Consider the following 23,220-nt stretch of genomic DNA (forward strand, 5'->3'; position numbering starts at 1 on the left):
AAGCGACGTTCGTCGGATTACAGAGGGGCATGCGTTTAATTGAATTGAATGGGGCACAACCATGAAATATTTAAGGAACAAGACATGCAATCGCCAGGAAACCAAGATAATTCGCGGGACAGCGTTGCCGAATTAGAGTCAGTTGATGGACGGACCGCACGACGAACTGCGACGGATAACGGAAGCAGTCACTCGTCGCATGCGACCTGGCGGGGAATTCGTCAAGCGTCTGATTGCAGGCCGCGAAGATCCCCCAGCCCACCGCGACCGCCGGCACCTGCTGCCCCGGTCCCCATACGACCCAAGCGAAATCTGTTCACCGGTTCGCTGCTCGTCTGTTTGTGCGCGGCCATTGGGTATTTCGTTTGGGATTGGCAACTGCGTTACCAATCGCACGGAGTCGTTCAGGGACGAGTCCTGCAGGTAACACCGCCTTGGGATGGAAACGTGCTGACGTTGCAGGTGCGCGAAGGCGACTCCGTTCGCCAAGGTCAGGTGCTGCTAACGGTCACCAATATCGAGCAAGAGCAACGGACAGCCGAAGTCGCTGACGCACTGAAACTTGCCCAAGCAACGTTAGAGGCAAAGGTCTCGGAGATGCGCTGGCAATCGCAATTGCGTGGTGACCGGAACCAGAAAGCGCTTGGCGAGTATTACGAGATGTGCGGCGAACTCTCGAGCCAACGCACTCAGCTATTGCAGGCCGAAAGCGAATTGCAACGCTTGCGGGCGACGCAAGAAAAGAACGAGATGGCGGTCCGCGACAAAGACTTGGAAAACGCAAGTTACCTCGTCGAAGGGCTGCGAGCAAAGTACGAAAAACAAACCGAAGCTGTAGCGGAAATGAAAAAGCGAGTTGAGATTTATGAGCAATTTGCAGACGATGCGTCGGCAACCATTCAGCCTGCAATTCTGCAAATCAGTAATCTTCAAGCCGAACTAGTCCGCCTGCGAGAAGTTGTCCAACAAGGGCGAATCTGTTCGCCTGTGAACGGTACGGTGCTCAAGGTGCGTCGTTTTGCGGGCGACTACGCCAATGCCTCGGAAACCGTCATGGAGATTTTGGAAGACTCCACGATCGAACCGGTATTGTATTACTCGCAAAACAACGCGGACAAACTACGGGTTGGAGACGAAGTTGAGATCGATATTCGCCCAGGCCTGAAACGACTCCGCTGCCAAATCACACGGATCGGCGAACAGTTGGAATACGCGCCACCAAACATCGAGCGTTACTACCGCAAGAATGAAAAACTGTTGCCCGTCTACCTTCAGCCCTGCGATGCCAAGAACATCGAATCGCTACTGTACTTGGGCAGCGAAATCGATGTTCCACGTTTTTCTTTAGCAACAGCGAAGTAAAAAGACTCGCTGAATGGTAGTGGACGAGGCGACGAGTCCTCTAATTGTGGGACTCCTCGTAGCCCCGTCCACTACGTTCTTTCTTAAATCGCTGTCGCTTCATGTCCGCGAATAACTCCGCTACTAGTTGATGTACTAATGGCAAGTCGGGCTCGAAATCCTCTTGCCGGTAATGTGCCCACGCGCTGTCAACAATCACAACACAATCAAAGATCAAATCATGCACACCTCAATCAATCAACCAAGACATTCCACTGTTAACCACTCGGGAGAAACACTGCCGGTTCAAACTGAGTTGCTAGTGGGGGTGGCTTCGGCCGCCGTCAATTCCTCGGCGTTCACTGGGCCCAATGGGCCGTTGAAAGCTCCTCACTTTTCGATGAACCGTACGGATTGCAGTGACGAATTCGACGAATCGCGGTATGCGATAACTCGGGGAGTCTTTGCCATCCCAATCCTGCACGACCATTCTCCCGATGTGAGCCATTCTGCCGAAGGAATAACGATTGAAATCGGCCGAAACAGCATCATCTTCGAGTTGGCCACGAGGGCACGGCCAGCGACTTCGAAATGGTTGCTGGGAATCGAAAGAGAGAACGGCGAATTGGGTTTCACAACGGTTGTTTCGAGAAACGTATCTCAAGCTGGATTGGGGCTACACATCTCTGCGACAACCGTTGCAACCGGCGACGATCCACTATCGAACGATAACTTGACGCCGACACTGGACCCACAGGACCTGACCTTTCACACAAAATTGCCACTTGCGGTGTTGAACAAATGGGTGTCGCTGGGCGTGTTGCGGCCGCGATTGCTCGATCGTGTTCTGGTTTGTCGAGGCTGCGGTTCGCTGCCGACATTTCGACGTGGATGTCGAAACTGCGGATCAATCGAGGTGAAATCGCAACGTATGATTCATCACTTTGCTTGTGCTCACGTTGATCATGTCTCCAGCTTTCGCCATGCCACGGAACTGGCATGTCCTAAATGCCTTGCAAAAAAATTGGTTGTAGGGGCAGACTTTGAATACCTTGACGGACCACTGCAGTGCCTCGACTGCCAATGGGCCGACACAGAACTGATGACGATCGCACGGTGCGGTCGTTGTGGCGACGAATGTGCATTAGACCAAACCGTTGAAAAGGAAATGGTAGAATATCGTGTTAACCGATTGGAGCTATTGGATCTCGTCGCTGCGAACTGATCAGTTGTTGGCCGCTCTGCTGCCGCTGCTATTGTTCGATAGTTTGAGATATTCGTTAGGTTCGCTGGCTGTTTGGCTGTGTGATTTTGCCCGTGACATCGGCTGCGAATTGCTGGGCAACCGGACAGAGCCGCGGTTTGGACAGTGTCCATCGGTATGTGTCGTCATCGCCGGCTTGAACGAAGCCGAAACGTTGCCTCATACGCTGCGGTCAGTTTGGAACACCTACCCGCGGTTGGAAATCATCGTGGTCGACGACGGATCGCGTGACGCGATGAGCCAAGTGGCCACGGAGTTTGCGCGTGATCACGCCGGGGTGACCGTGCTGAGAAAACGCAATCGCGGCGGCAAATCGTCGGCACTTAACTTCGCATTACCGTTCACCAACGCCGAGATTATCATCGGCGTGGATAGTGACTCGCACGTGGGCGAAAACGCGATTTGGGAAATTGTCCAACCGTTTGCTAATCCGAAGGTCGGCGCGGTATCCGCCGCTGTTATGGCTCGTAACGCGCACACCAATTTAGTGACCAGGATGCAGGGCCTGGAGTATCTGCGATCCATCTTTTTGGGGCGTCTATTTGCTGATCGGGTCGGAACATTGGGAATTGTTTCCGGAGCGTTTGGCGCTTTCCGTCGCGAGGCATTGATGCGAACGGGGGGATGGGACGTTGGACCTGGCGAAGATGGGGATTTAGCACTCCGCATACGAAAATCAGGCTATCAAATTGCGTTCGCGCCCTTCGCCCAGTGTTTCACGAATGTGCCGACGGTCGCTAAGACGTTGGTCAAGCAACGCCGCCGTTGGGAGTGGGCAGTGATCACGTTGGAATGCCGCAAGCATGTTGATCTGGCAAATCCGTTGTCCAAGAACTTCTGTGTCAGCAACCTCGCCATGTTGGCGGATCGCTGGACTTTCAATCTGTTCTTGCAATTTGTCTGCTGGGGATACATGGGATGGCTGTGCATTCACGCCAACGAAGACACGTGGAAACTGTTCTTCTTGTATTACCTGGTTTTTTTGGTATTGGACGCGATTCAGGTAGCCGTCCTGTTGTATTATTCCAACGATCGCCGTCGCGACTTGAGCGTTGGTTTGGCCGCGCCGTTGATGCCGTTGTATCAAGTCGCGTTGCGAGCGGTGATGTTTTACGGCATCCTCGAAGAACTGTTTTTTCGCAGGTCGCACCACGACAACTTTGTTCCTGAACACGTTCGTCGATCAACGTGGCATTGGTAGGTATGCGTCTCCCTCTATCAGTCCAGCATCCTCCACCGTTGGTATCAATTCTGGGATTGGGGCCTCCGTGAATTCACCTGGCAATTCACACGTTGGCACCGATTCGATGGCATCGGATTGAAAAAAGACGTCTAGGTAAGCCAGGTAGGTTCCGCGTACGTAATGAACCGTGGCCACCGCCATCGTGTGCTCGACTTGTGATCGGGCCAATGCCGTCTCGGCATCGACGGCGCGTTGGATCGCGATGTTGACGAATTCCAGTGGAATGTCGACGACTTGATATTTTTCGCGAATCGCCTCGACGCGTTGCCTTGCTCCGACAACGCGATGTTGGTTGGCTTCATTGGTCGCGAAGGCGCGGTGCAGTTCCGCAAACGCGGCATCCAATTCGATAGTGACTTGACGCTGTTGCTCGCGATAAATGGCTTGTTCTCGCATCAATTGGAATTGAGCGTTTCGCACCGCAGCATGGGCCCGTCGGAAACCAACCGGAGATTTCCATTCAAAACCAACGGTCCAATCTTGTAAATCACCACGAAACAAGTCTGAGTAGGCGCCGCTGTTGGCATCACTGGTCGTTCCGAACAAATCCTGGCCAAAACCGTGCATTCGATATTGTCCGATCAAATCGAGTTGGGGCAGTAGGAAGTTGCGGGCGGCCACCAGTTCATATTCCAGCCTTCGAATCTTCAATTGTTGCGTCTGAAGTTCAACTCTCTGCTGAAGCGCGAACGCGAACGAACTTGGACGGTCAAAGATGATTTCGGCCTGGATCGTCTCATCGATCGGTCGAATCAATTTGCCATCGTAAAACGGAATTCCGATCAAAAATCGCAATCGACGTTCGGCTGCCAGCAAGCCGGTCTCGTAACCGATAATGCTATTGTCGGCCGCGGTCGAGGCAGCCAGACCCGCGGTTCGGCCGATGTAAGCGTCCTCGACCGCAGTGACCCATGCATAGTAACGCTCGCGAGCAAGGGCTTCTTCTGCGCCGTCAGCATCCCCGGTCTCAAGCCGTGCCTGCACCATACGCCACGTTGCCAATGCGGCATCGCGTCCTTGCAACTTGGCATCTAGATTGCGATAGGCAAGCAACAGTTCCCAATAGGCGCGTTCGACATCAAGTAGCAAATCGCGGACGGCAACTTGAAAATCGGCAATTTCAATGTGGGTATTCAGTTGAGCAATCCGCACTCCCCGGTAGTTCCCAGGCGATGCACCTGGACCCGCAATCTGGTTGAACGCGCGTCCAGAACCTTGTTTCAAGGGATGACGAATCTCGCCTTGAAAGCCACCGGTAAAGCTCTGTGGAAACCGATTGAGCGGTGAATTGTTGCGATCAAAAGTCGTGAGGTTGCCTAGTTTAAGCTGGGTTCCGCTACCGGTGATCTTTGAGATCGAAAAATCAAGCAGCCCGAAGTTTGTGCGCGGATCCCGCGTCCCCTGTCCCTCGATCGCATTGTTCAGCGTCTGCTCCGTTCTGCCGTAAAGCAAACTTGTGGCAAGCTGAGCGTCGAAATCGCTTAACGCAGCCTCAACCCCAAACTGGGGATCCGTTCGGACAATCACGGAATCGAAGACCGTCGAAACGCTGTCCGGGGCGGAAACGATTGCCCCGCCGATGTCGCGAATGACCTGGCTTCGTGACAAAGCCATCTGGACGACCGAATCGAGCGTCAGCTCCCATGTTTCCCTTTGTTCCGGTGGCAATTGCACGTTGTCAATGGGAACAGGTGCGTTCGAAATGCAAGTGTATTTGACCTCCATCCACTGGGGGTCGTAATCCGCAATCGAATTTCTGTCGGCTACGGTGATGTGTGATTGCTGAGTGAGTTTGCGAGAGTGCATCCCACATCCAGCCAACAAGCCGACGTAACCAATGAATGTGAGGAGACATATCTTCACTGCCAAATTCATAGTAACTTGAATTCGTAACGCGGAAAGCATGCCCCATCAGAACAGTTTGTCGTCCACTAACCAGCCGGGGCATCATTCCGATCACACGGCCCCCACAGGAGGTACAGTCGTCAAACTCATCGCAAACCGCATCGTTTTTCGCTGGCCGTGGTTTGGGACAATCCAGGGCGACCTGTGCTGCCGCCTGTTGCGTCGGTTGGACTGTCTCGTTCTGTCACTTCCGCATATCGCGTGAATCGTGTTTCCTGAACGAAACGAATCCAATCAGGAAAACGTCAAGGTAATCATTGCGACCATGGTTTTCATCTCTAATATCAAACAAAATGAAATCGGCAGGGTATAAGAATAGTCAACATGTCCAACCCGACGGGCATGTCGATTTGCCGTCGATATCTAAAGGCGATAGAGTTGCACAGATAACCGGTCCCTGCAAAACAGGAAACATAACGATGGTCAAAATCTCTCCTTCCTATCGGTCTGCGTTTGCGAGGATGCATTCACGAAGCCGAGACGAAAAACAACAATGCGGTGCTGTCAATTGCCTTGCGATTTTCATCGCGTTTGTGGTAGCCGTGTCGGTCGGGGCCGATGCCCAGGTGCATGCAGCGGATGCAGCGTCGAGTGCTAACAATTCCGGGGATTTGGCGGCGGCAGCTGGAGCCGTCCAACGCATTTCCGCGCATCGCGGCTCTAGCCATGATCGTCCCGAAAACACCATCGCAGCGATCGAAAGAGCGATTGAAGCCGGAGCAACGGCCGTCGAGATTGACGTTCGCACCTCGCGAGATGGTAAATTAGTAATCATGCACGATGCAAAGGTGGACCGGACGACCAGTGGCAGCGGGCGTGTCAACGATCTGACCTGGCCCGAACTGGCGGCGCTGGACGCGGGAACTTGGTTTGGGACGGAGTACCATTCCGAACGGGTGTTGTCACTGGATCAAGCACTGCAAGTCTGCCGTGGACGTATCGATGTCCAATTGGACTTGAAGGAAGAAGGCGTGGCGTATGCCAATCAAATTGTCGCGGCCGTGAAAGTCTATGGCGAACCCGCGCGCACGATCGCGGCAGTGCGAACCGTGGAACAATCACGTCAGCTCAAAGAACGCTTGCCTGAAATGAAGACGCTAATTTTTCTGCGTCAGAAAAAGCAGCTGGATGCGTTTCTAACGGCGGACGTGAATTACTTACGACCCCAAATTGCCTGGATTGAAAATGATCCAACGTTACTGACTAAGATTCGTCAGGCTGGAGCGAAAATCCATTTCGACGCGACCACAGGAACACCAGAGAAAGTACTGCCGCTGCTAAAATATCATCCTGAATCTTTATTGTGCGATGATCCCGGGCAACTGGTCAAAACGCTTGCGCAACTACAGGCGAAGAAGTAATCGAGGAAGAAAAGTAGCGATGAACATCCCCGACCGTCGGTTCTGGAAGCTCCGAAACCATGACCGCTGTGTCAGGAGACTTTCCAGAGTAAAAAGAGACGTAGTGGGTGTTGCCGAGCACGGTGGCGTTTGCGTTGCCCGAGTCGCACGCAATCGGACTGCCGGTGGTGACGGCTTCCGAAGCAGGCCAATGCAGCGGATTGTCAAAGACGACGTCTGGTTCAACGACTCGGCGCCGAAGGATTCCTCGGCCACGTTCGTAGTAAAGCAAGACAAAGGTTCCAGCAAGACAAAGGTTCCAGGACTCAAATTCGTCCAGTCTTGAATCGAGTCCGCATACCTTTTCGTACCCATACCTCGTCCTACTCGTAGGCCATGCACTGCGATGGTAAGCTCTTCGTTGGCTATTCCAACAGCGGCGACAACGCGGGGCGAGTTGGAACAGGTCGGGAACTCTGGAACAACTGCGTGGAACTCGCGGTCATCTCACTTGAAGCAAGAAGGTCACCCCATGAAACCTACTCTGATACTCACCACCGTCCTGCTGCTGTCGCAATCGATCGCGATCTGCTGCGTTACATCGGTTGCGGCGAAGGACCCCATCACAACGCCCGCGGAGGTGCAAGTTACGGGAGCATGGACCGTCTCGGTAACCGTTCCGGGCCCCGACGCGGTTGCTGCCGAACTTACAATTCCTGGCCCCGAAATCGTCACAGTCACGCACGAGAAATACGACCGGCTTCCCGATTTCGACGCCAAGACGAAGGCGGGCTGGCGTAAGGGGGTTCGGTTCAAGGGGGTAGTGGCAGCGGAATGCACGGTCGAAGGTTCGCTCGATCCAGCGAGCGTTGTAGTCCAGGCCGGACTGGAACCCGAGGCCATGACATTTCGAAAAGGCATCGACTATGACGCTGACCTCGTCGCCGGCACCATCGGTCGGTTGCCGCAGGGAGCTATCGCCCCCGACCAACCGGTGTACATCGACTACCAATACACAAAGCAACGCATCGATTCGGTCGTGCTCGACGGCAAAGGCCGGATCGTGCTCAAAACAGGAACGCCGCATACGGTCATGCCCGAACCGCCGACTTTGGATGCGGGCGAGACCCGGTTGGCGAACATCTATCTTCCCGCCCGCCTTGATGCTCTGACTGAGGATCACCTCTTCCCCATCCTGGAAACCGCCTACCCCGAACCGCCCGTGAACGGTTCATCGGTTGCGGAAAGACTGCTGCCCAAGTCGCTGAACAAGCTTCAGTCCGGAGAGCCGCTCAGAATCCTCGTCTGGGGTGACAGCGTATCTACCTTTAATCGCTACCAAACGATGTTTGTCGAGCGTCTGAAATCGCGTTATCCGAACGCAAAGATTGAATTGGTCACGGAGGCGTGGGGCGGACGTAACACCGGTAGCTACCTGAGCGAGCCGCCGGGCAGCGAACACAACTATCAGGAGAAGGTGTTGAACAGGAAGCCTGATCTGATCGTGTCTGAATTCGTCAACGATTCCGGTCTCTCGGAAACGCAAGTGGAGGAGCGTTACGGGAAGATCCTGGCCGACTTCCGCGAGATTGGTGCGGAATGGATCATTCTGACCCCGCACTATATTCGTCCGAGCTGGATGGGATTTTCGAACCAGCAGAACATCGATGACGATCCCCGCGGCTACGTAAAAGGCGTTCGTGCTTTTGCGCAACAGAACCAGATCGCCGTCGCCGAAGGATCACTTCGCTACGGTCGGCTCTGGCGACAGGGTATCCCCTACATCACTCTGATGGAAAACAACATCAACCATCCCAACGTCGATGGTCACAGGATCTTCGCCGACAGTCTGATGGCGCTATTCCCGATCGTCCGAAGGAAGTAAGACTGGCGAGACTCAATTCCACTGTCATGCCGGAACTCCGCTGCGTTTCGGTCAACGGGCTGCGTTCGGCGCCAAACTGCGATCACGACAACAGGGCTCGGATCACTTTGCCGTCGCCGCCGATTTTAAAAGGGCGTCCCGACGGAGAGTAGACTTCTTTGTCGATCGGCAGCCCAGCCGCGGCGGCAATGGTTTTGTTGAAATCGGCGACGGAGACGTGGTCTTTGGCGACGGAATGTCCCCGTTTGTCCGATTCGCCGTAGGCTTGGCCACCGCGGATTCCGGCACCGATCAACAGGCTGCAGAATGCACCGGGGTGGTGGTCGCGGCCAGCGTTCACGTTCAATTTGGGGCTGCGTCCAAATTCCGTGGTGACGACGATCAGTGTTTCATTAAACAGCCCCTTGCTGTGCAGGTCCCGCATCAAGTTGCCCAGGGCGGTATCAAGATTGGCAGCTCGGGTATCGAGCGACTCGTAAAGGTTTTGGTGCATGTCCCAGCCGCCCGAGGTCACCTCGATAAACTGAGCTCCCTTTTCAACCAACCGCCGCGCCAGTAAGCATCCCTGCCCAAGCGAATTGTTCCCGTAGGCGTCGCGAATTGCCTTGGGTTCTTCGTTGATGTCAAACACTTTTAATTGATCGCTGCCCATCAATTGATACGCATCGCGATACGCCTGGTTGTATGCGATCACTTTGCTGTTGTCGCGTCGTTCTTGAAACGCTTCGTCAAACTTGGTGGCCAGCATCATGCGGCGACCAAATAATTCGGGTGGCAGGTACTTGGGGAGCTTCGTGTTCTGTAGTCCTTTGGCCGCATCGGCGATCGGGACAGGCGAAAACGACGGAGGCAGAAAGCCGGCGCCGGGGTGCCCGCTCGTCGATCCAATTAAATAGTTACTCGGTAATCCGGTGTTGGGTTTGGGTTGCTGGGACGTCATCCACGCGCCCATCCCCGGATGCTGGATACTGTTGAGCTGTTTGTAGGCGGTTCGCATCAAATAGCGTCCTTGCTCGTGAGCCCCGGTTTCGGTGCTCAGCGAGCGGACGACCGCGATCGCGCCGGCGAGGTAAGCCAGTTTGGGGAATCGGTCTCCGAACATCAGTCCCGGAACACGTGTTTGCGTCGGCTTGGTTTCGCCCGCTTCTTCGACACCTTGTTTGGGATCAAACGTATCGAGATGGCTCATCGCGCCATCGAGCATGATATAGATAATGTGCTTGGCCTTGCCCGCCGGGGTCGCCGCCGCGTGAGCCGAGTTGGTCCAGGTTTGCGAGCCGAGTGCGCCGGCAAAGGAGACGCCAAGCGTTTGCTTGGCGACCATTTTCATAAAATCACGACGATGTTGGCTTGTGAATTCAGGTCGATTCATCACAGGTTCCGTCTTTATTGAACGAATAGGAATTCGCGAGTGTTCAGTAATGCCCAAATGATATTGCCGTAACCGACATTGTCGTTTTTCATTTGCGACAATTCTTTGGCGGTAATCAACCGATCTTTCTGAGTCGGCATACGGCCAAGCACGCTCAAGAAAATCGCATCGATGCGGTCCTTTGTTTTGTCGATCGCCAACACGTTGTCGACAATCGCCGAACCGGGTTCGAGCATGACATGAGTGATCGGGCCGTTGAACATCGCCAAGGTTTGCGGGACGGTTGGCTCTTGTTCGGCCGTTTGGATACTTTCACGGTTGCCTTGACCAAATTGGCGTAAGAAATGGTCTGCTGGCAATGGCGATGGTAACTCGCTGGCACGACACAACACGTTGCCTTGGTAGGCATGTTGGTTCAGCGACCGTCGGTAGGTCCCGATGTCATATGATTCTTTAAACTGATCGGCCAGCGCGGTGACTTGATCAAACGATGCGTGGCTGAAGTCGATCGAGACGTAGGGGGCGATGTCCGCAGCCGTCGGCCGTTGGAAGGGCCATGGGTTGTGAACCGCCATCGTCAAAATCGAATCCCAAACTTGTTCCGCCGTCATGCGGCGAACCACGGGCCCCGGTGCGTAGTAGAGTTCGCCACTGGTCACTTCGTAATCGCTTGCTTCGCGTTGATACGTGTCGCTGTACAGGATCGCGCGAATAAATTGTTTCTGATCGAAGCCACCTCGCACCATTTGCTCGCTTAACAAGTCAAGCAGTTCCTCATTTGCGCAAGGGTTGTCTTCGTTAAAGTCATCGATCGGCTCGATCACGCCGACGCCGATAAACCGCTTCCATAAACGGTTCGCGATCATGCGACTGAATTTAGGATTCTCGGGACCTGTCACCCAAGCGGCGAACTGTTCACGAGGTGAACGCGACTTGGCTTTCGCCGGGACCTCGTCCCACAGCACCGCCGGTTTTACTGGTGATAGGGGCTTGGCATCGGAGTAGGCGTAATCGTGAGGCAGTTTTAAAACCGCCTTGACCTCGCGAACATCGTACAAGCTGGCGTTCATTACTCGCCGGTATTGACTGGGGAACCGTCCGTATTTGTCACGTCGCTTGGCTTCGTCTTGGAATTCTCGCCTTTTTTTGCGTTCCTCTTGATAGCCGGGCATGTCGCCACCGATCCGCGTTCGCGTTCCGGCTGTCATCGCAGCGAGTTGATAAAACTGGTGCTGTGTCCACTGATCGAATGGATGGTCATGGCACTGGGCACAGCCGATTTGAGTTCCTAAAAAGACACGCACGGTATTGTCGACGTAGGCCAGCGGCATCAAGTCGTCGCGTAGCTGGAATCCGACCGCGGGGTTTTCCCAGGTCTTGCCGGTTGCCGTCAGCATTTCGTAAACCCATTTGTCATACGGTTTGTTTGAACAAATGGACTCTTTGACGTAGGCCAAATAGGGATCTGAGATATTGTCGGGCGACGGTCGCTCGACCAATCGAAGGACGTCCGCCCACATGTTGTACATGTTGCTGACATAGTCGGGACTGTTCAGCAGTTGGTCGATCAAATCGTCGCGTCGATCAGGATGTGTCGACTGAAGAAATTCCGTCGCTTCGGCGAGCGAGGGAATGCGACCGGCCACATCAAGGTACACCCGCCGCATGAACACTTCGTCGCTGGCCGTCGGGTTGGGCGAGATGCCTTCGCTCGCCAACTTGGCTTCGACCGCCCGGTCGATCGCGCGTGAGGCGGATTTAATTTCCGCGCGCGATCTCACTTCGACCTTCGCCACATCCATCTTGATCGATGTCTTCTCAAGCACGCTAGAGGGAAGCTTGATCTTCACTGGCTTTGGCGGTGCTGGCTTCTTTCGCTGGGCAAATGCGTCGGGGGATGTCAGGGTTAGTACCCCCACGGCAATCAGTAGCGTGAAAACGCGGCTGCGGCCAAGCCATTTGGAAACATGCGGAACGACACCCATCTATCGCTGCCCCTTTTTTGAAGAGTCGAAAAGATGTGAGCAAAGAGGCGTGGTTGCCAAGCCGAACGGAACGGCCTCAACGTCGCTCTCAAACTCACGCTGCGTTGTTATAAACGCGGCTACAGCCCCGTTGAACTCAGGTTTTAGGGGGCGAATGCGTCTTTACCTGTCAATAGTGTAGCTCGCCAGCGTCAGGGCCACTCGGGAATTGGCCGCATTTTGGTGACTTTTGCAGCAACAATGCTGTCCCCCCATTCTAGGCAGGACTCGCACTGTGGAGCATTTCGTGTCGGAACTCGTCAAGAGTTTCGAAGAGCACTCGCCGTGGATCGAAAGTCATGCAAGACTTTCTCTACGCACAAAAAATGCCCAAACCCAATAAGAAAAAAGTGCTGCACCGCGTTGCCCAAAACGGCTACCCCAACCATTGATCGCCTATGGGGGGGCGGTTAGTCGATGTAGCTCTCTAACAGTCGTAAGACGGCGCGAATGCTGCTTAGAGATGCGGTTTCCGACGCGGTGTGATAACTCGTTGTGGGGATTTGCAGAGTGGTGCCATTGATTTTCCCCTCGGTCGCCGCCGTCAAACGCCCTAATTCGGTCCGTCCAAAGGAGAGCGGCTTTTCGCGAGTGCGGTTGATCGCTTCGACATAGTCGTCTTTGAAACTGTAGCCGATCCCCAGCGACTCACAACGATCTTGTAGTTCCATCGTCATGTCGCTGGCAAAAATGGCGGTGGCATCACGTCGTCGCAGAACGACTTCTTGCGCGGCGGCCGCCAACGGGGTCGGATAGGGGCTGGTGTCCAGCACAATTAAACGCTGAGTCCACAATTGTTGCCGCAGAAACCACTCGAGCGCGTACCGCCAACTTCGTCCCGCTTCTTCGCCCGCGGTGAACAGCACAGTGCCCTGAAAACCACAGCGGAACATGTGAACGAGGATCGCGACCGACAACACATTGTCAAGTTGAGCCGAGATGAAACCATCGGCGATCGTCAGCCGATCGACAAACGAAACCGGGGTGCCGGGTTGCAGATGGCTAAGTCCATCGATTTCAAAAATCAAGTTGCGGCGATTGGGACAGACGAAGGAACGCGTGATCGCGCCTTGCCCCAAATAGGTTCCAACGTGCGGCAGATGTGACTGGACTCGTTGGCCGATGAAACGATCCTGGATTAATTCCATCATCTGTTCCGAGACCGAGTCGCCATTCAGCTCGCCTCGGTTGCCCGCGATGAACGCCGCGTATTGGAATTCGTTGGGGCCGGTACAGAGCAATCCGTGACGATCGACGTGCGCGGACAAAATGATGGAATCCGGCCGCTTGCCATGGGCCACTAAGACGCCGTGGTACAGCGAAACGTTCACCGACAATTCCTCGAGTTCGCGCAACACGACTCGAAAAAAAGCTTGCTCGACGCCGACTACCGATGGCTCGCGAACCAAGCCACCGAGCAGATGCAGAAAATCACTTAATCCAGCGTCACTCGCTGCCGAATGTTTTACCAACGCGTCACGACCTTTGCATAAAAGAGGATACCCCGCCTCGGAGTTTCATTGCATGCACAACTTTTGGCAATCACATGACGTCGTGTCGGATTGCAAAGCGGTCGAGCATCCATGCCACACTTGACGCCTTAGTCTCGCTGGATCCAAGGGTTGATGTCGTCGCTGATCTTGACGTTGGAGGTGACAAATTTAACCACCGCTGGGATCACCTCAGACGACTCATTAACTAGCGCCGGGCCACTGAGACTTGTTTTGACCATTTGCTGGGTTAGCCCCGATACTTCGCCTTGTCCTGCTTTCTTCTTGAACACTTCGATCCGTTTGGCGATCCGAGTGGCTTCGGATCCTTCGGAGCTGCTGTCGCCCGCGACGATCATGATCGGCATACGCAGTACGTTAATATCGGTCAGCGTGGTGTCGATCCCGACTCCCTTGAGCTGTTTTTCGGGACTAATCAACACGAGCGCCTTGACGTCTTGGCCTTGCTTTTTGCTGCCGATCGACGGCCATCGCCAATCACGCATCGTGAAATGCGACGCCAACACACAGCCTTCGCGGACTCCGATCATGACCAGGGCGTTCAAATTGAGTTTACCGTCGTCGTTCTCGTGCTTCAGAAACTGTTTGGCTTCTTCGAGATCGGCAGACAAGATCGCATCGATGTCGCGTTTGTTCATCGTCGAAAGATTGAAGGTCTGAGTTTTGCCTCGCAGATCCGTAAACTCTTTGCTGCCGCCGTGACCGCGGTAATCAGGGGCTAAGACCGCACATCCGGCATCGCGAAGGGCGACCACAAGATTGTAGTACGGGCTCGCTTGACCCTCCCATTCATGGATCAGGATTACGGGAATGGCGTCTTTCCCCTTGTTCGAGGGGAAGTAGAAGGCGCGAAGAGCTATGCCGTCGCGAGTTTTTAGCGTGACCGGACGTGGTTTGAGCGCCGGATCCTCTTTGCCCTTGCCTTTCCCTTTTGGGGGCTGGCCGACCGCGATCGAGGCAACCACGACGCTCATCGCAAACACCAAGAACATCACGACCATGCGGCGAACAGCATCGTGAGTCGGGGCGGCATCACGTGTTGGGGTGGCATTACGGGGTAAGTCGGACGGGTTATGCAGGGACTGGACGGCTACCGCGCTTCGCATGAAGGACTCCTAAACGTATTTTTCCGGTCGGCTGAAAGCTGTTCGCTTCACTCGTCTCGTGGGCAACGCATTCTTTCGGACACGCTGCACCGGTTAATCTTACTATCCAGCTTTATCTTACTATCTAGTGATTTCAGAGTGTAACCCAATCGTCCCCGTTAAAGGGCACCAAGACGGGGCGGGGGGATAGGTTTGATGAGTTGAATAAAGGGGGGGAGCGGCACGCAGATAACGAAACCGTCCTAATAAAGGTTAAACTGGCACGTCACGTCGGTCAAACTAACCGGACAAACAATCCGCGTTGATCTATACTGTGCCCATAATCCAGCGTTTGCTCGCTCGGCCTGCCTCGCCAGATCGATCCAAAAGTCCAAGATTCGCATTTCAGAAACCCTCACCACCACTTTCTGTACAAATCGACAATGAAGTTTTGCCCCCCTTGTTGCCATGCTGCTGCCCCACTTTCGCGTTTGTCGACCCAGGCAAAAGCCGTTGCTTTGAAGCTTGCCATCGCAGGGGTGGTCTGGGGCGTGCTGGGAATCGTGACACAGACACAGCTGTATGCCCAGCGAGATCTTACCGAGATTCCGCAGCCGGACCCGGTCAGCGAGTCGGCTGAAATGCGAGTGGACGAATCGGCGAACGTCAATCTCTACGCGGCCGATCCTCAGATTCGCAAGCCAATTCAAATGAACTTTGATGCCTCGGGCGCCTTGTGGGTGGCGACCAGCGAGGTGTACCCGCAAATCAAGCCAGGCGAATTGGCCGACGACAAAATCGTGGTGTTGCGTGATACCGACGGCGACGGTGACATCGACCAATCGACCACGTTTGCCGATGGATTGCTGATTCCGACCGGGGTGATCCCTGATGGCGAAAACGCTTGTTACGTCGCCGACAGCACTCAATTGCTGCATCTTGCGGACACCGACGGTGACGGAATTGCGGACCAACGCCGCGTTATCTTTAGCGGCTTCGGCACCGAAGACACGCACCATCTGCTGCATACGTTGCGTTGGGGGCCTGATGGATGTTTGTATTTCAATCAATCGATTTACATCCACAGCCACATTGATACCGCGTACGGCACCCGGCACTTGGACGGGGGCGGGATTTGGCGTTATCGTCCCAGTACCGGCCGCTTGGAAGTGTTCTGTAAAGGGTTCATCAATCCATGGGGCCACGTGTTCGATGAACAAGGCGAATCGTTTGTTACCGATGGGGCGGGGTACGAAGGCATCAACTATGCGTATCCTGATTCCGTCTTTAATACGTCGCCGGGAGCGAGTCGGTGGTTGAGCGGATTGAATCCAGGAAGCCCGAAACATTGTGGACTCGCGGTGCTGTCGGGAACCCACATCCCCGCCGAATGGAATGGCAACTTGGTCACCAACGATTTTCGCAGCCACCGAGTGTGCCGCTTCGATGTCGCGCCCGACGGCAGCGGATTCCGCAGCCAGCAGCAACCCGAAATCATCACGACATCTCATGTTGCGTTCCGCCCAATCGACGTGCGGATGGGGCCCGATGGCGCCGTCTACATTGCCGATTGGTACAACCCGATCATCCAGCATGGCGAAGTCGATTTCCGTGACGAACGACGCGATCGCAAGCATGGTCGAATTTGGCGGGTCAGTTTTCCTGAGCAGCCGCTGGATCTGTGGCCGGAATTTTCAAAACAGTCGACTGCGCAGTTGTGTCAACTGCTCGAGGATCCATCGCTTGACGTTCGCCAATTTGCTCGCGAAGAATTGTGGCGACGTGCGGCAACCGATTCCGCCAGCGTGATGAAAACGATCCGTGATTGGCGAGACGCCGACAATGCAAATGCCGCGATGCGAGCATTGGAAGTGTTGTGGATGAACGAAGTGGTTTCCGCGGCGAACGTGGAGGATGCCAAAATCGCGATTGCCGCCAGCCAGCAATCCGAAAAACGTGTGCTTGGCACGGCGCTGCGAAGCATTTGGCGTAGCCGCGAAAGCGTCTCCAGTGACAGTGATGCCTACCACGCGATCTCGCAGATGGTGTTCGCACAAGCGGATGCGGCCGATCCGAGAACACGATTAGAAGTGGCTATTAGTGTTGGCCAAGCACGTGCGGATCGCGACGCACTGAACGCTGTGATCAAGGTTGCCAAGCATCCGATCGACAGCAACCTGGATTTTGCAATCTGGCAATCCTTGCGAAAGCTCGACGCGGCATCGCCATCGGCTTCCATCTTGGAACTGATCGATTGGCAGTCGAAACCGCATGAATTGGCCATTGCCGTTGGTGCGATTGCCAATCCAAAGGCAGCTCAAGTCGCGATTGAAATGCTGCGGCGTGATGCCGGCAAAGCGGCCTCGAGCGACGAGTTGTTTTTGGCCACAGTCCGAGCTGGCAACGCAAAACAGCTCGGTCAGTTACTTGAGATGTTGACCCGCCCCGATTCGTCGGCGCCATCGGCATCGCGACTGACCTCGCTACTTGAGCGGACGAAGTCCGATGGAACCGTCCCGGCCGACGCAAACGCGAGCGTCGCGGTAGCGGTTGCGGATGTCGAAACACTCGCCCGCAACCCCGAGTGGCGCACGTCGTTGTATCGAGCGGTCGCCACTTGGAAACTGAGTGAAGCCGAGTCTGCTTTGATCGAAATGCTGCCCAAAGCCACCGGCGATAGCCGAGTGGCATTGATCGAGGCGATTGGATCGTTCGAGTCGGACAAGGCCAAGCAGACGATCCACGGACTACTCAATTCGCAGGACACTCAGGCCCGCGTTGCTGCTACGCGAGCGATGGCAAGCAATCGTCCGCGAGCCGCGTTTGCCGCGGTGATCAAGCTGGTCCAAGACAAAGAAACGATCAACGAGGGATCCGCGATCGTTGCCGAAATGGCGAAACGCAAAGACATTCCCGAAGCGTTTGCCAGCGTACTGGAAAAACACACGCTCGACACAGATCTGGCAGGTCACTTGCTGCGACACATTCGCAGCAGTGGTGGAAATGCACGACTCGAAGAAGCAATTCGCAATAGCGGCAAACTTGAAGATCTGGCCTGGAAATTGACCCCGGAACTTTCGGCCGAGATTTTGGCTCAAGCCAAGCAGGGATCAGCAGCCAACGGCGAACGAATCTATCGTCAAGCAAAACTGCAATGCATCAACTGTCACGCCATTGGAACGGCGGGCGGATTGGTTGGTCCCAACCTGATCAGTATCGGGGGCAGTTCGCAGCCCGATTACATTTTGGAATCGCTACTTGCACCGAACGTGAAACTAAAAGAAGGCTACACGACGACGCAGTTCTTGACCGATGAAGGCCGTGTGATCAGCGGGATTGTGCTGACGGAAAATGACAAAACGATCCAAGTCCGGCTTGCCGATGGCACCGTCACTTCGGTTGTCGTCGACTCGATCGAAGATGAATCGCCGGGCAAGTCGCTGATGCCCGAAGGGCTGCTAGACAATGTGACGCAAGCCGAGCTCGCGGATCTTGTCGCGTTTCTTTCCGCGCTGGGACGGGTTCCGGAATTTACCGTTTCGACCGAGCCGATGCTCCGCAGCATCGAGACTCTGATTTTTACCAATCAATCGAATCACCTGATCAATCGCACCAGCACTGATGCGGTGGCCAGTGGCGCCGACGTCATGCAGTGGCGGCCACTGACGTCGCGAGTCGATGGAACCTTTGCGATCGAAGAGATGGATGCGTTTAAGCAGCACCGAACGACACCGCCAACGTCGTTCATTCGTTTTCAAATCAGCGTGTCCTCCGGTGCCGACGCTCACTTGGGGCTGCCCAACGAGATCAGCGAAGCTTGGGTGGATGGCAAACCGACTCCCGCAGCATCGCTGCGGACCGAAGCGTTGCCCGAGGGCGATCACACGATCGTGCTTGCCATTGACCGGACTCAGCAAACCTCTCCGTTTACCATCGGGTTGTCCGGCAACGTGACCACGCCCGAGCCGAAGTAAACCGTCAGCCGACGTCTTTTTGTCGCCGTCTATTTTGTCGCCCGACGTCGCCGACGTCGGAGATTGTTCTCTGCCTGATGTCACCGACGTCGGAAAGAGAGGAACGTCCGAGGCAACTTTTCGGACATTCCGAGCGAACCGGGGGGCAAATGTCCGCGTAGCGGTGTTGAGAACCTCTCTCAGACCGTTATATTTCCGGTTTGAACATTCCCACATTGAAGGACTTACCCAAGAACTGCCGCATGACGATTCAAACTGAATCCCGCCGGCCCATGATCGAGGCGATCGGGCTGAGTAAGTTTTATGGTCCTTTTGCCGCGACTCGCGACGTCACATTTTCGGTCGGCGAAGGCGAATTGGTGGCGTTTTTGGGCCCCAATGGTGCTGGAAAAAGCACGACGATGAAGATGTTGACCGGGTATATCGCCGCCAGCGAGGGCGAAGCTCGGATCGCAGGTCACAACATGATGGAAGACCGGATCGCGGGCAGTCGCCGATTGGGCTACTTGCCCGAAAACGGCCCGCTTTATCCAGAAATGACCCCCTACGCGATGCTCAGTTTTTTCGCTGAAGCTCGCGGGATGACAGCGGCTCGCAAGAAAGATCGCATCGACGCCGTCGTCGACATCTGTGACCTCTCGAGTGTCGTTCATAAACCGATCAGCAAACTTTCCAAGGGGTTCAAGCAACGTGTCGGCATGAGTCAGGCGTTGTTGCACGAGCCCGATGTTTTGATCCTGGACGAACCGACTGCGGGTTTGGATCCCAACCAGATTCGCGGAGTCCGCAAAACGATGCGGCGGTTGAGCGAAACGAAAACGATTCTGCTCAGCACGCATATTTTGCAGGAAGTCGAAGCGATGGCGGACCGCGTGGTCATGATCAACGAAGGACGACTGGTGTACGACGGTGACGTCGAAGGTCTGCGAAAACTCGGGGCAAACGATTTGGACGAAGCGTTTCATTCGCTGACTCAGGGTGCCACCGCGTAGCGTGCCCACCACGCCTGCGTTGGAGCGATCGTTCGGCATCCGTGACAAGCATCGTTCGTGCTCGCGAACATCGCCTCAGGGCTAAGAACATCGCCTCGGGTTATGACGCGAGTTTTCAGGGATTGACGGCATTCAGGGATTGGCGGCCGAGACATCCTTGCTGATTCCGACCGGGCCAACAATTGACTGGCCCAACAATTGACTGGCTCAACAATTGACTGGCCCAAAACTGACATGAATGCACGCAAACTGTAACCTCCGAGTCGCTGTTGCACTCCGCTCCGAGGTTTTCCGCAACGAGCTAATCAACATCGAAGCCAACCGCTTCGACACGTTTAATCCATCCCATCAATCAAACAGATAACATGACGCTCAATAACGTCGCATTTGCCCTGCTGAACCTGTTCGTCTTGGACTTGATCCTGCTGTTGGTGTTAATGGCGATCGTCGCTGCACTGGCGGGCACCAAGCGTGCTGCTTATGCCGTGCTGAAACGAAACTTTGTGGGCTATTTCGGTAACCCTACCGGCTACGTCTTCCTTTGTATCTTTGTCTTTTTGACATCGGTATCGGCGTTTTGGCCTTACGAGTTCTTCAACCAAAACTTGGCCACGCTGGACCAGCTGAATTACTGGTTCCCGTTGATCATGTTGGTGTTCATTCCCGCAATTACGATGAGCATTTGGGCTGAAGAAAAGCGACAAGGCACCGACGAATTGCTGCTGACGCTGCCGGCGGACGACTTTGACATCGTGATCGGCAAGTACATGGCTGCCGCATCGATTTTCACGGCATCGCTGCTGTTTAGCCAATTGAGTACATTCATCACGCTGGCCGTGCTGACCGAAGGAACACTTGATACCGGGCTGATCTTCACCACCTATCTTGGCTATTGGTTTGTCGGTTTGGCGATGATCGCGATTGGCATGATCGCGTCCTTCTTGACGGGTAACTTGACGGTCGGTTTTATCCTGGGGGCTCTCTTCAATGCTCCGCTTGCGTTTGCCTCGCTTGCCGATTCGATCAGCCCCAACAAACGGATTGCCGAATGGTTGGCCAGCAGCGGGATCGCACGTCCGTTTGACGATTTTGGTCGCGGTGTGATCAGCCTTTCCGCAGTCGGCTATTTCGTGCTTGTCGCTGCGGTGGCGCTCTACGCCACGATGGTTCTGATTGGTCGACGTCACTGGACCGGTGGCAAAGACGGCAACACGATGGCGTGGCACTATATCGCTCGCGTCTTGGCCTTGATCGTGATTACTGCTGGTGCGGTCACACTGTTTCGAAATTGGGACTACCGCAAAGATTTGACCGAAGGCAAAGTCAGCTCGTTGGCGGGAGCGACCAAAACGCTGATCCAAGAACTGGACACCGATCGGCCGATCGTGATCGACGCGTTTATCAGTGCGGATATCCCCGAAATCTACGCTCGTACACGCTACGAGTTGATCAATCTGCTGAAAGAGTTCCGCAGCGAAGCTGCCAAGCGTAATCGCAGGATTGAAATCAATCTGTACGACAATATTGAACTGTTCAGCGAAGAGGCTGCACTTGCGTCGGAGCGATTTGGAATCGAACCGGTGACCCGCATGGTGCGAGAGAAGGGATCGTTCCAACAAAAAGAATTGATCTTGGGTGCCGCATTCCGATCGGGACTCGAAAAAGTCACGGTGCCGATCTTTGAATACGGGATTCCGGTCGAATATGAATTGGTTCGCTCGATTAACACCGTAGCCGAGGGAACTCGGAAACGGATTGGTATTGTATCGACCGACGCTCGCTTGATGGGCGGCATGGTGATGCAAGGCATGTCTCCGTCGCAAGCCGCCAAACATCCGTTGATCGAAGAGCTTGCCAAACAATACGATGTCGAAGAAGTCGATCTGGGGGCCCCCGTGACCGTGGGGATGTTTGACGCGATGATCGCCGTGCAGCCTTCGACGCTGCCGCCGGATCAATTCAGTCGCTTGGTCGACGCGATCAAAGTCGGTGTCCCGGTTGCGGTTTTTGAAGATCCAATGCCGGTGTTCAATCAAGCCATCACACCAACGGGCATGCCCAAGCAGTCGCCCGGCAGCATGTTCGGTGGCGGCGGTCCGATGCCTAAGGGGAACATCCATGAACTTTGGGATGCGCTTGAAATCGAGTCGCCTGGGACTCCCGGAATGCAGGGGCTGTTCTCGTCCGATTTGGTTTGGCAGCAATTCAATCCCTACCCCAACCTTGAACGGAATATCAACGAGTTGTGGGTCTTTGTCGACGAAAACGCACCCGAGGTCGAAGAGGGTGAAGCGCTCAGCGAAAAGAGCGTCATCACCTCCAAACTTCGCCAAGTATTGTGCTTGTACGCCGCATCGGTCCGAGCGAAAGACAGTTCGACTCTGAAGCACACCAAGTTGATGTCCACCGGCGGACGCAGCGGTTTGCTGCCGTTCAACAAGGTGCAACAGATCATGCAAGGTGCGACCACCGTGGCTCGTGAAATCGATAGCGTCAGCCCTGGGTTGGCGGTCGCTATGACGATCGAAGGAGCCGTGGCGGCAACCGAAGAGAAAGCCAGCGACGATGATTCGAAAAAGGACGCCAGCAACGAGGCTGAGAAAGCCGATTCACCTGCGGCCGCGCAAGGCATCAAGGCAGTCTATGTTGCCGACACCGACATCATGTCTCCGGTCTTTTTGCAGATCCGGGCCGATCCCAAACAGGCAGCGGACATGCGTTTCCAGTTCCAAAATGTGACGTTTATTCTGAACGCGATTGATTGGTTGACTGGCGAAACCGACTTCATCGAAGTGCGAAAGCATGAGCCGATTTTTGCCAGTTTGCGAATGATCGACTCGGTCAAGGAAATCGCCAGCAGTAATGTCAGCAAGCGTAGTAAGGAATTTCAAGACGAGTACGACGAGACCGTTCGTGAAGCTCAGGAGAAAATGGATACCGAGCTGAAGTCGCTTCGCGAAGAGCTGGAAAAGCTGCAGAAAGAAAGTGCCAATGGCCGTGTGCCACCGGACAAGTTGCAAGCCAAGGTGCAAGCGTTCCAGACACTGCAAGAACGCGAGCAAACTCGTTTGGAAGTCAAGATTGCCAAGAGCGAACGTGATCGCGAACAAAAGATTGGTGACATTCAACGTGAAGCCGATCAGAAGGTGACTTGGATTCAAAACCAAGTCAAAGCCGCAGCCGTCGTGCTGCCATGTATCCCACCATTGATCATCGGTGTGATTGTATTCGCCTCGCGGCGATTGCGTGAACGAGAAAACATCAGCAAAAGCCGTTTGAAATAG

At 54.7% G+C, this 23,220-nt stretch carries 14 protein-coding genes; 8 read left to right on the plus strand and 6 right to left on the minus strand.

The genetic code is table 11. The annotated features are described in order from the left end of the window. Window positions 1–84 precede the first annotated feature (84 nt). The 3 genes from ABD971_RS33745 (at window position 85) to ABD971_RS33755 (ending at window position 3,806) form a co-directional block, all read left to right on the plus strand. Entirely contained in the window at window positions 85–1,362 is a 1,278-nt protein-coding gene (locus ABD971_RS33745) for an HlyD family secretion protein (RefSeq protein WP_345328076.1), read from the plus strand. A gap of 379 nt (window positions 1,363–1,741) precedes the next feature. After that, window positions 1,742–2,566 (plus strand): TackOD1 domain-containing metal-binding protein, encoded by an 825-nt coding sequence (locus tag ABD971_RS33750; protein WP_345328078.1) that lies wholly within the window; start codon window positions 1,742–1,744, stop codon window positions 2,564–2,566. Next, window positions 2,523–3,806: a glycosyltransferase family 2 protein gene (locus ABD971_RS33755; RefSeq protein WP_345328081.1), complete on the plus strand. Its 1,284-nt coding sequence runs from the start codon at window positions 2,523–2,525 to the stop codon at window positions 3,804–3,806. Before ABD971_RS33750 ends, ABD971_RS33755 begins: the two co-directional genes overlap by 44 nt. Here the strand turns inward: ABD971_RS33755 and ABD971_RS33760 are convergent. After that, complete coding sequence (locus tag ABD971_RS33760) at window positions 3,789–5,654, minus strand: TolC family protein (protein ID WP_345328083.1); 1,866 nt, start codon at window positions 5,652–5,654, stop codon at window positions 3,789–3,791. The two genes, ABD971_RS33755 and ABD971_RS33760, sit on opposite strands and share 18 nt — an antisense overlap. Before the next feature lie 518 nt (window positions 5,655–6,172). Between ABD971_RS33760 and ABD971_RS33765 the strand changes: the two genes are divergently transcribed. Next, the gene (locus ABD971_RS33765; protein WP_345328086.1) at window positions 6,173–7,114 is read left to right on the plus strand and encodes a glycerophosphodiester phosphodiesterase; all 942 of its coding nucleotides are present in this window, start codon (window positions 6,173–6,175) and stop codon (window positions 7,112–7,114) included. On the opposite strand, the gene ABD971_RS33770 is transcribed toward ABD971_RS33765, so the two are convergent. Then, window positions 7,080–7,385 (minus strand): hypothetical protein, encoded by a 306-nt coding sequence (locus ABD971_RS33770; RefSeq protein ID WP_345328088.1) that lies wholly within the window; start codon window positions 7,383–7,385, stop codon window positions 7,080–7,082. The genes ABD971_RS33765 and ABD971_RS33770 overlap by 35 nt on opposite strands. A gap of 219 nt (window positions 7,386–7,604) precedes the next feature. Here ABD971_RS33770 and ABD971_RS33775 point away from each other — a divergent pair, with 219 nt between their 5' ends. Next, window positions 7,605–8,978 (plus strand): SGNH/GDSL hydrolase family protein, encoded by a 1,374-nt coding sequence (locus ABD971_RS33775; protein ID WP_345328091.1) that lies wholly within the window; start codon window positions 7,605–7,607, stop codon window positions 8,976–8,978. Window positions 8,979–9,060: 82 nt separating this feature from the next. Here ABD971_RS33775 and ABD971_RS33780 read toward each other — a convergent pair whose 3' ends face one another. The 4 genes from ABD971_RS33780 to ABD971_RS33795 all read right to left on the minus strand — a co-directional run bounded on the left by ABD971_RS33780 (window position 9,061) and on the right by ABD971_RS33795 (window position 14,991). Further along, window positions 9,061–10,350, minus strand: coding sequence for a DUF1501 domain-containing protein (locus ABD971_RS33780; protein ID WP_345328093.1), 1,290 nt, complete (start codon window positions 10,348–10,350; stop codon window positions 9,061–9,063). 14 nt (window positions 10,351–10,364) lie between these two features. Then, window positions 10,365–12,335 (minus strand): DUF1549 and DUF1553 domain-containing protein, encoded by a 1,971-nt coding sequence (locus tag ABD971_RS33785; protein ID WP_345328095.1) that lies wholly within the window; start codon window positions 12,333–12,335, stop codon window positions 10,365–10,367. Window positions 12,336–12,784: 449 nt separating this feature from the next. After that, window positions 12,785–13,846, minus strand: coding sequence for a peptidase M42 (locus ABD971_RS33790; protein WP_339936395.1), 1,062 nt, complete (start codon window positions 13,844–13,846; stop codon window positions 12,785–12,787). Between the two features lie 128 nt (window positions 13,847–13,974). Next, window positions 13,975–14,991, minus strand: coding sequence for an alpha/beta hydrolase (locus tag ABD971_RS33795; RefSeq protein WP_339936397.1), 1,017 nt, complete (start codon window positions 14,989–14,991; stop codon window positions 13,975–13,977). Window positions 14,992–15,413: 422 nt separating this feature from the next. Here ABD971_RS33795 and ABD971_RS33800 point away from each other — a divergent pair, with 422 nt between their 5' ends. The 3 genes from ABD971_RS33800 (at window position 15,414) to ABD971_RS33810 (ending at window position 23,220) form a co-directional block, all read left to right on the plus strand. After that, on the plus strand, window positions 15,414–18,944 hold the full coding sequence (locus ABD971_RS33800; protein ID WP_345328101.1) for a PVC-type heme-binding CxxCH protein: 3,531 nt from the start codon (window positions 15,414–15,416) through the stop codon (window positions 18,942–18,944). A 242-nt stretch (window positions 18,945–19,186) separates the two neighbouring features. Then, window positions 19,187–19,936 carry an ABC transporter ATP-binding protein gene (locus ABD971_RS33805; RefSeq protein ID WP_339936401.1) on the plus strand — a complete coding sequence of 250 codons (750 nt, stop codon included), beginning with the start codon at window positions 19,187–19,189 and terminating at the stop codon, window positions 19,934–19,936. Between the two features lie 365 nt (window positions 19,937–20,301). Beyond that, a complete protein-coding gene (locus ABD971_RS33810; RefSeq protein ID WP_345328104.1) occupies window positions 20,302–23,220 on the plus strand; it encodes a Gldg family protein in 2,919 nt (972 codons plus the stop codon).

The organism is Novipirellula rosea (assembly GCF_039541335.1).
In the GTDB taxonomy this organism is placed as follows: domain Bacteria; phylum Planctomycetota; class Planctomycetia; order Pirellulales; family Pirellulaceae; genus Novipirellula; species Novipirellula rosea.

What these genes read in the sequence shown, in the direction of transcription:
- ABD971_RS33745 (WP_345328076.1), top strand. Translation starts at nt 85, where the DNA reads ATGCAATCGCCAGGAAACCAAGATAATTCGCGGGACAGCGTTGCCGAA.
- ABD971_RS33750 (WP_345328078.1), top strand. Translation starts at nt 1,742, where the DNA reads ATGAACCGTACGGATTGCAGTGACGAATTCGACGAATCGCGGTATGCG.
- ABD971_RS33760 (WP_345328083.1), bottom strand. Translation starts at nt 5,654, where the DNA reads ATGCACTCTCGCAAACTCACTCAGCAATCACACATCACCGTAGCCGAC.
- ABD971_RS33765 (WP_345328086.1), top strand. Translation starts at nt 6,173, where the DNA reads ATGGTCAAAATCTCTCCTTCCTATCGGTCTGCGTTTGCGAGGATGCAT.
- ABD971_RS33780 (WP_345328093.1), bottom strand. Translation starts at nt 10,350, where the DNA reads ATGAATCGACCTGAATTCACAAGCCAACATCGTCGTGATTTTATGAAA.
- ABD971_RS33785 (WP_345328095.1), bottom strand. Translation starts at nt 12,335, where the DNA reads ATGGGTGTCGTTCCGCATGTTTCCAAATGGCTTGGCCGCAGCCGCGTT.
- ABD971_RS33795 (WP_339936397.1), bottom strand. Translation starts at nt 14,991, where the DNA reads ATGCGAAGCGCGGTAGCCGTCCAGTCCCTGCATAACCCGTCCGACTTA.
- ABD971_RS33800 (WP_345328101.1), top strand. Translation starts at nt 15,414, where the DNA reads ATGAAGTTTTGCCCCCCTTGTTGCCATGCTGCTGCCCCACTTTCGCGT.
- ABD971_RS33805 (WP_339936401.1), top strand. Translation starts at nt 19,187, where the DNA reads ATGACGATTCAAACTGAATCCCGCCGGCCCATGATCGAGGCGATCGGG.
- ABD971_RS33810 (WP_345328104.1), top strand. Translation starts at nt 20,302, where the DNA reads ATGACGCTCAATAACGTCGCATTTGCCCTGCTGAACCTGTTCGTCTTG.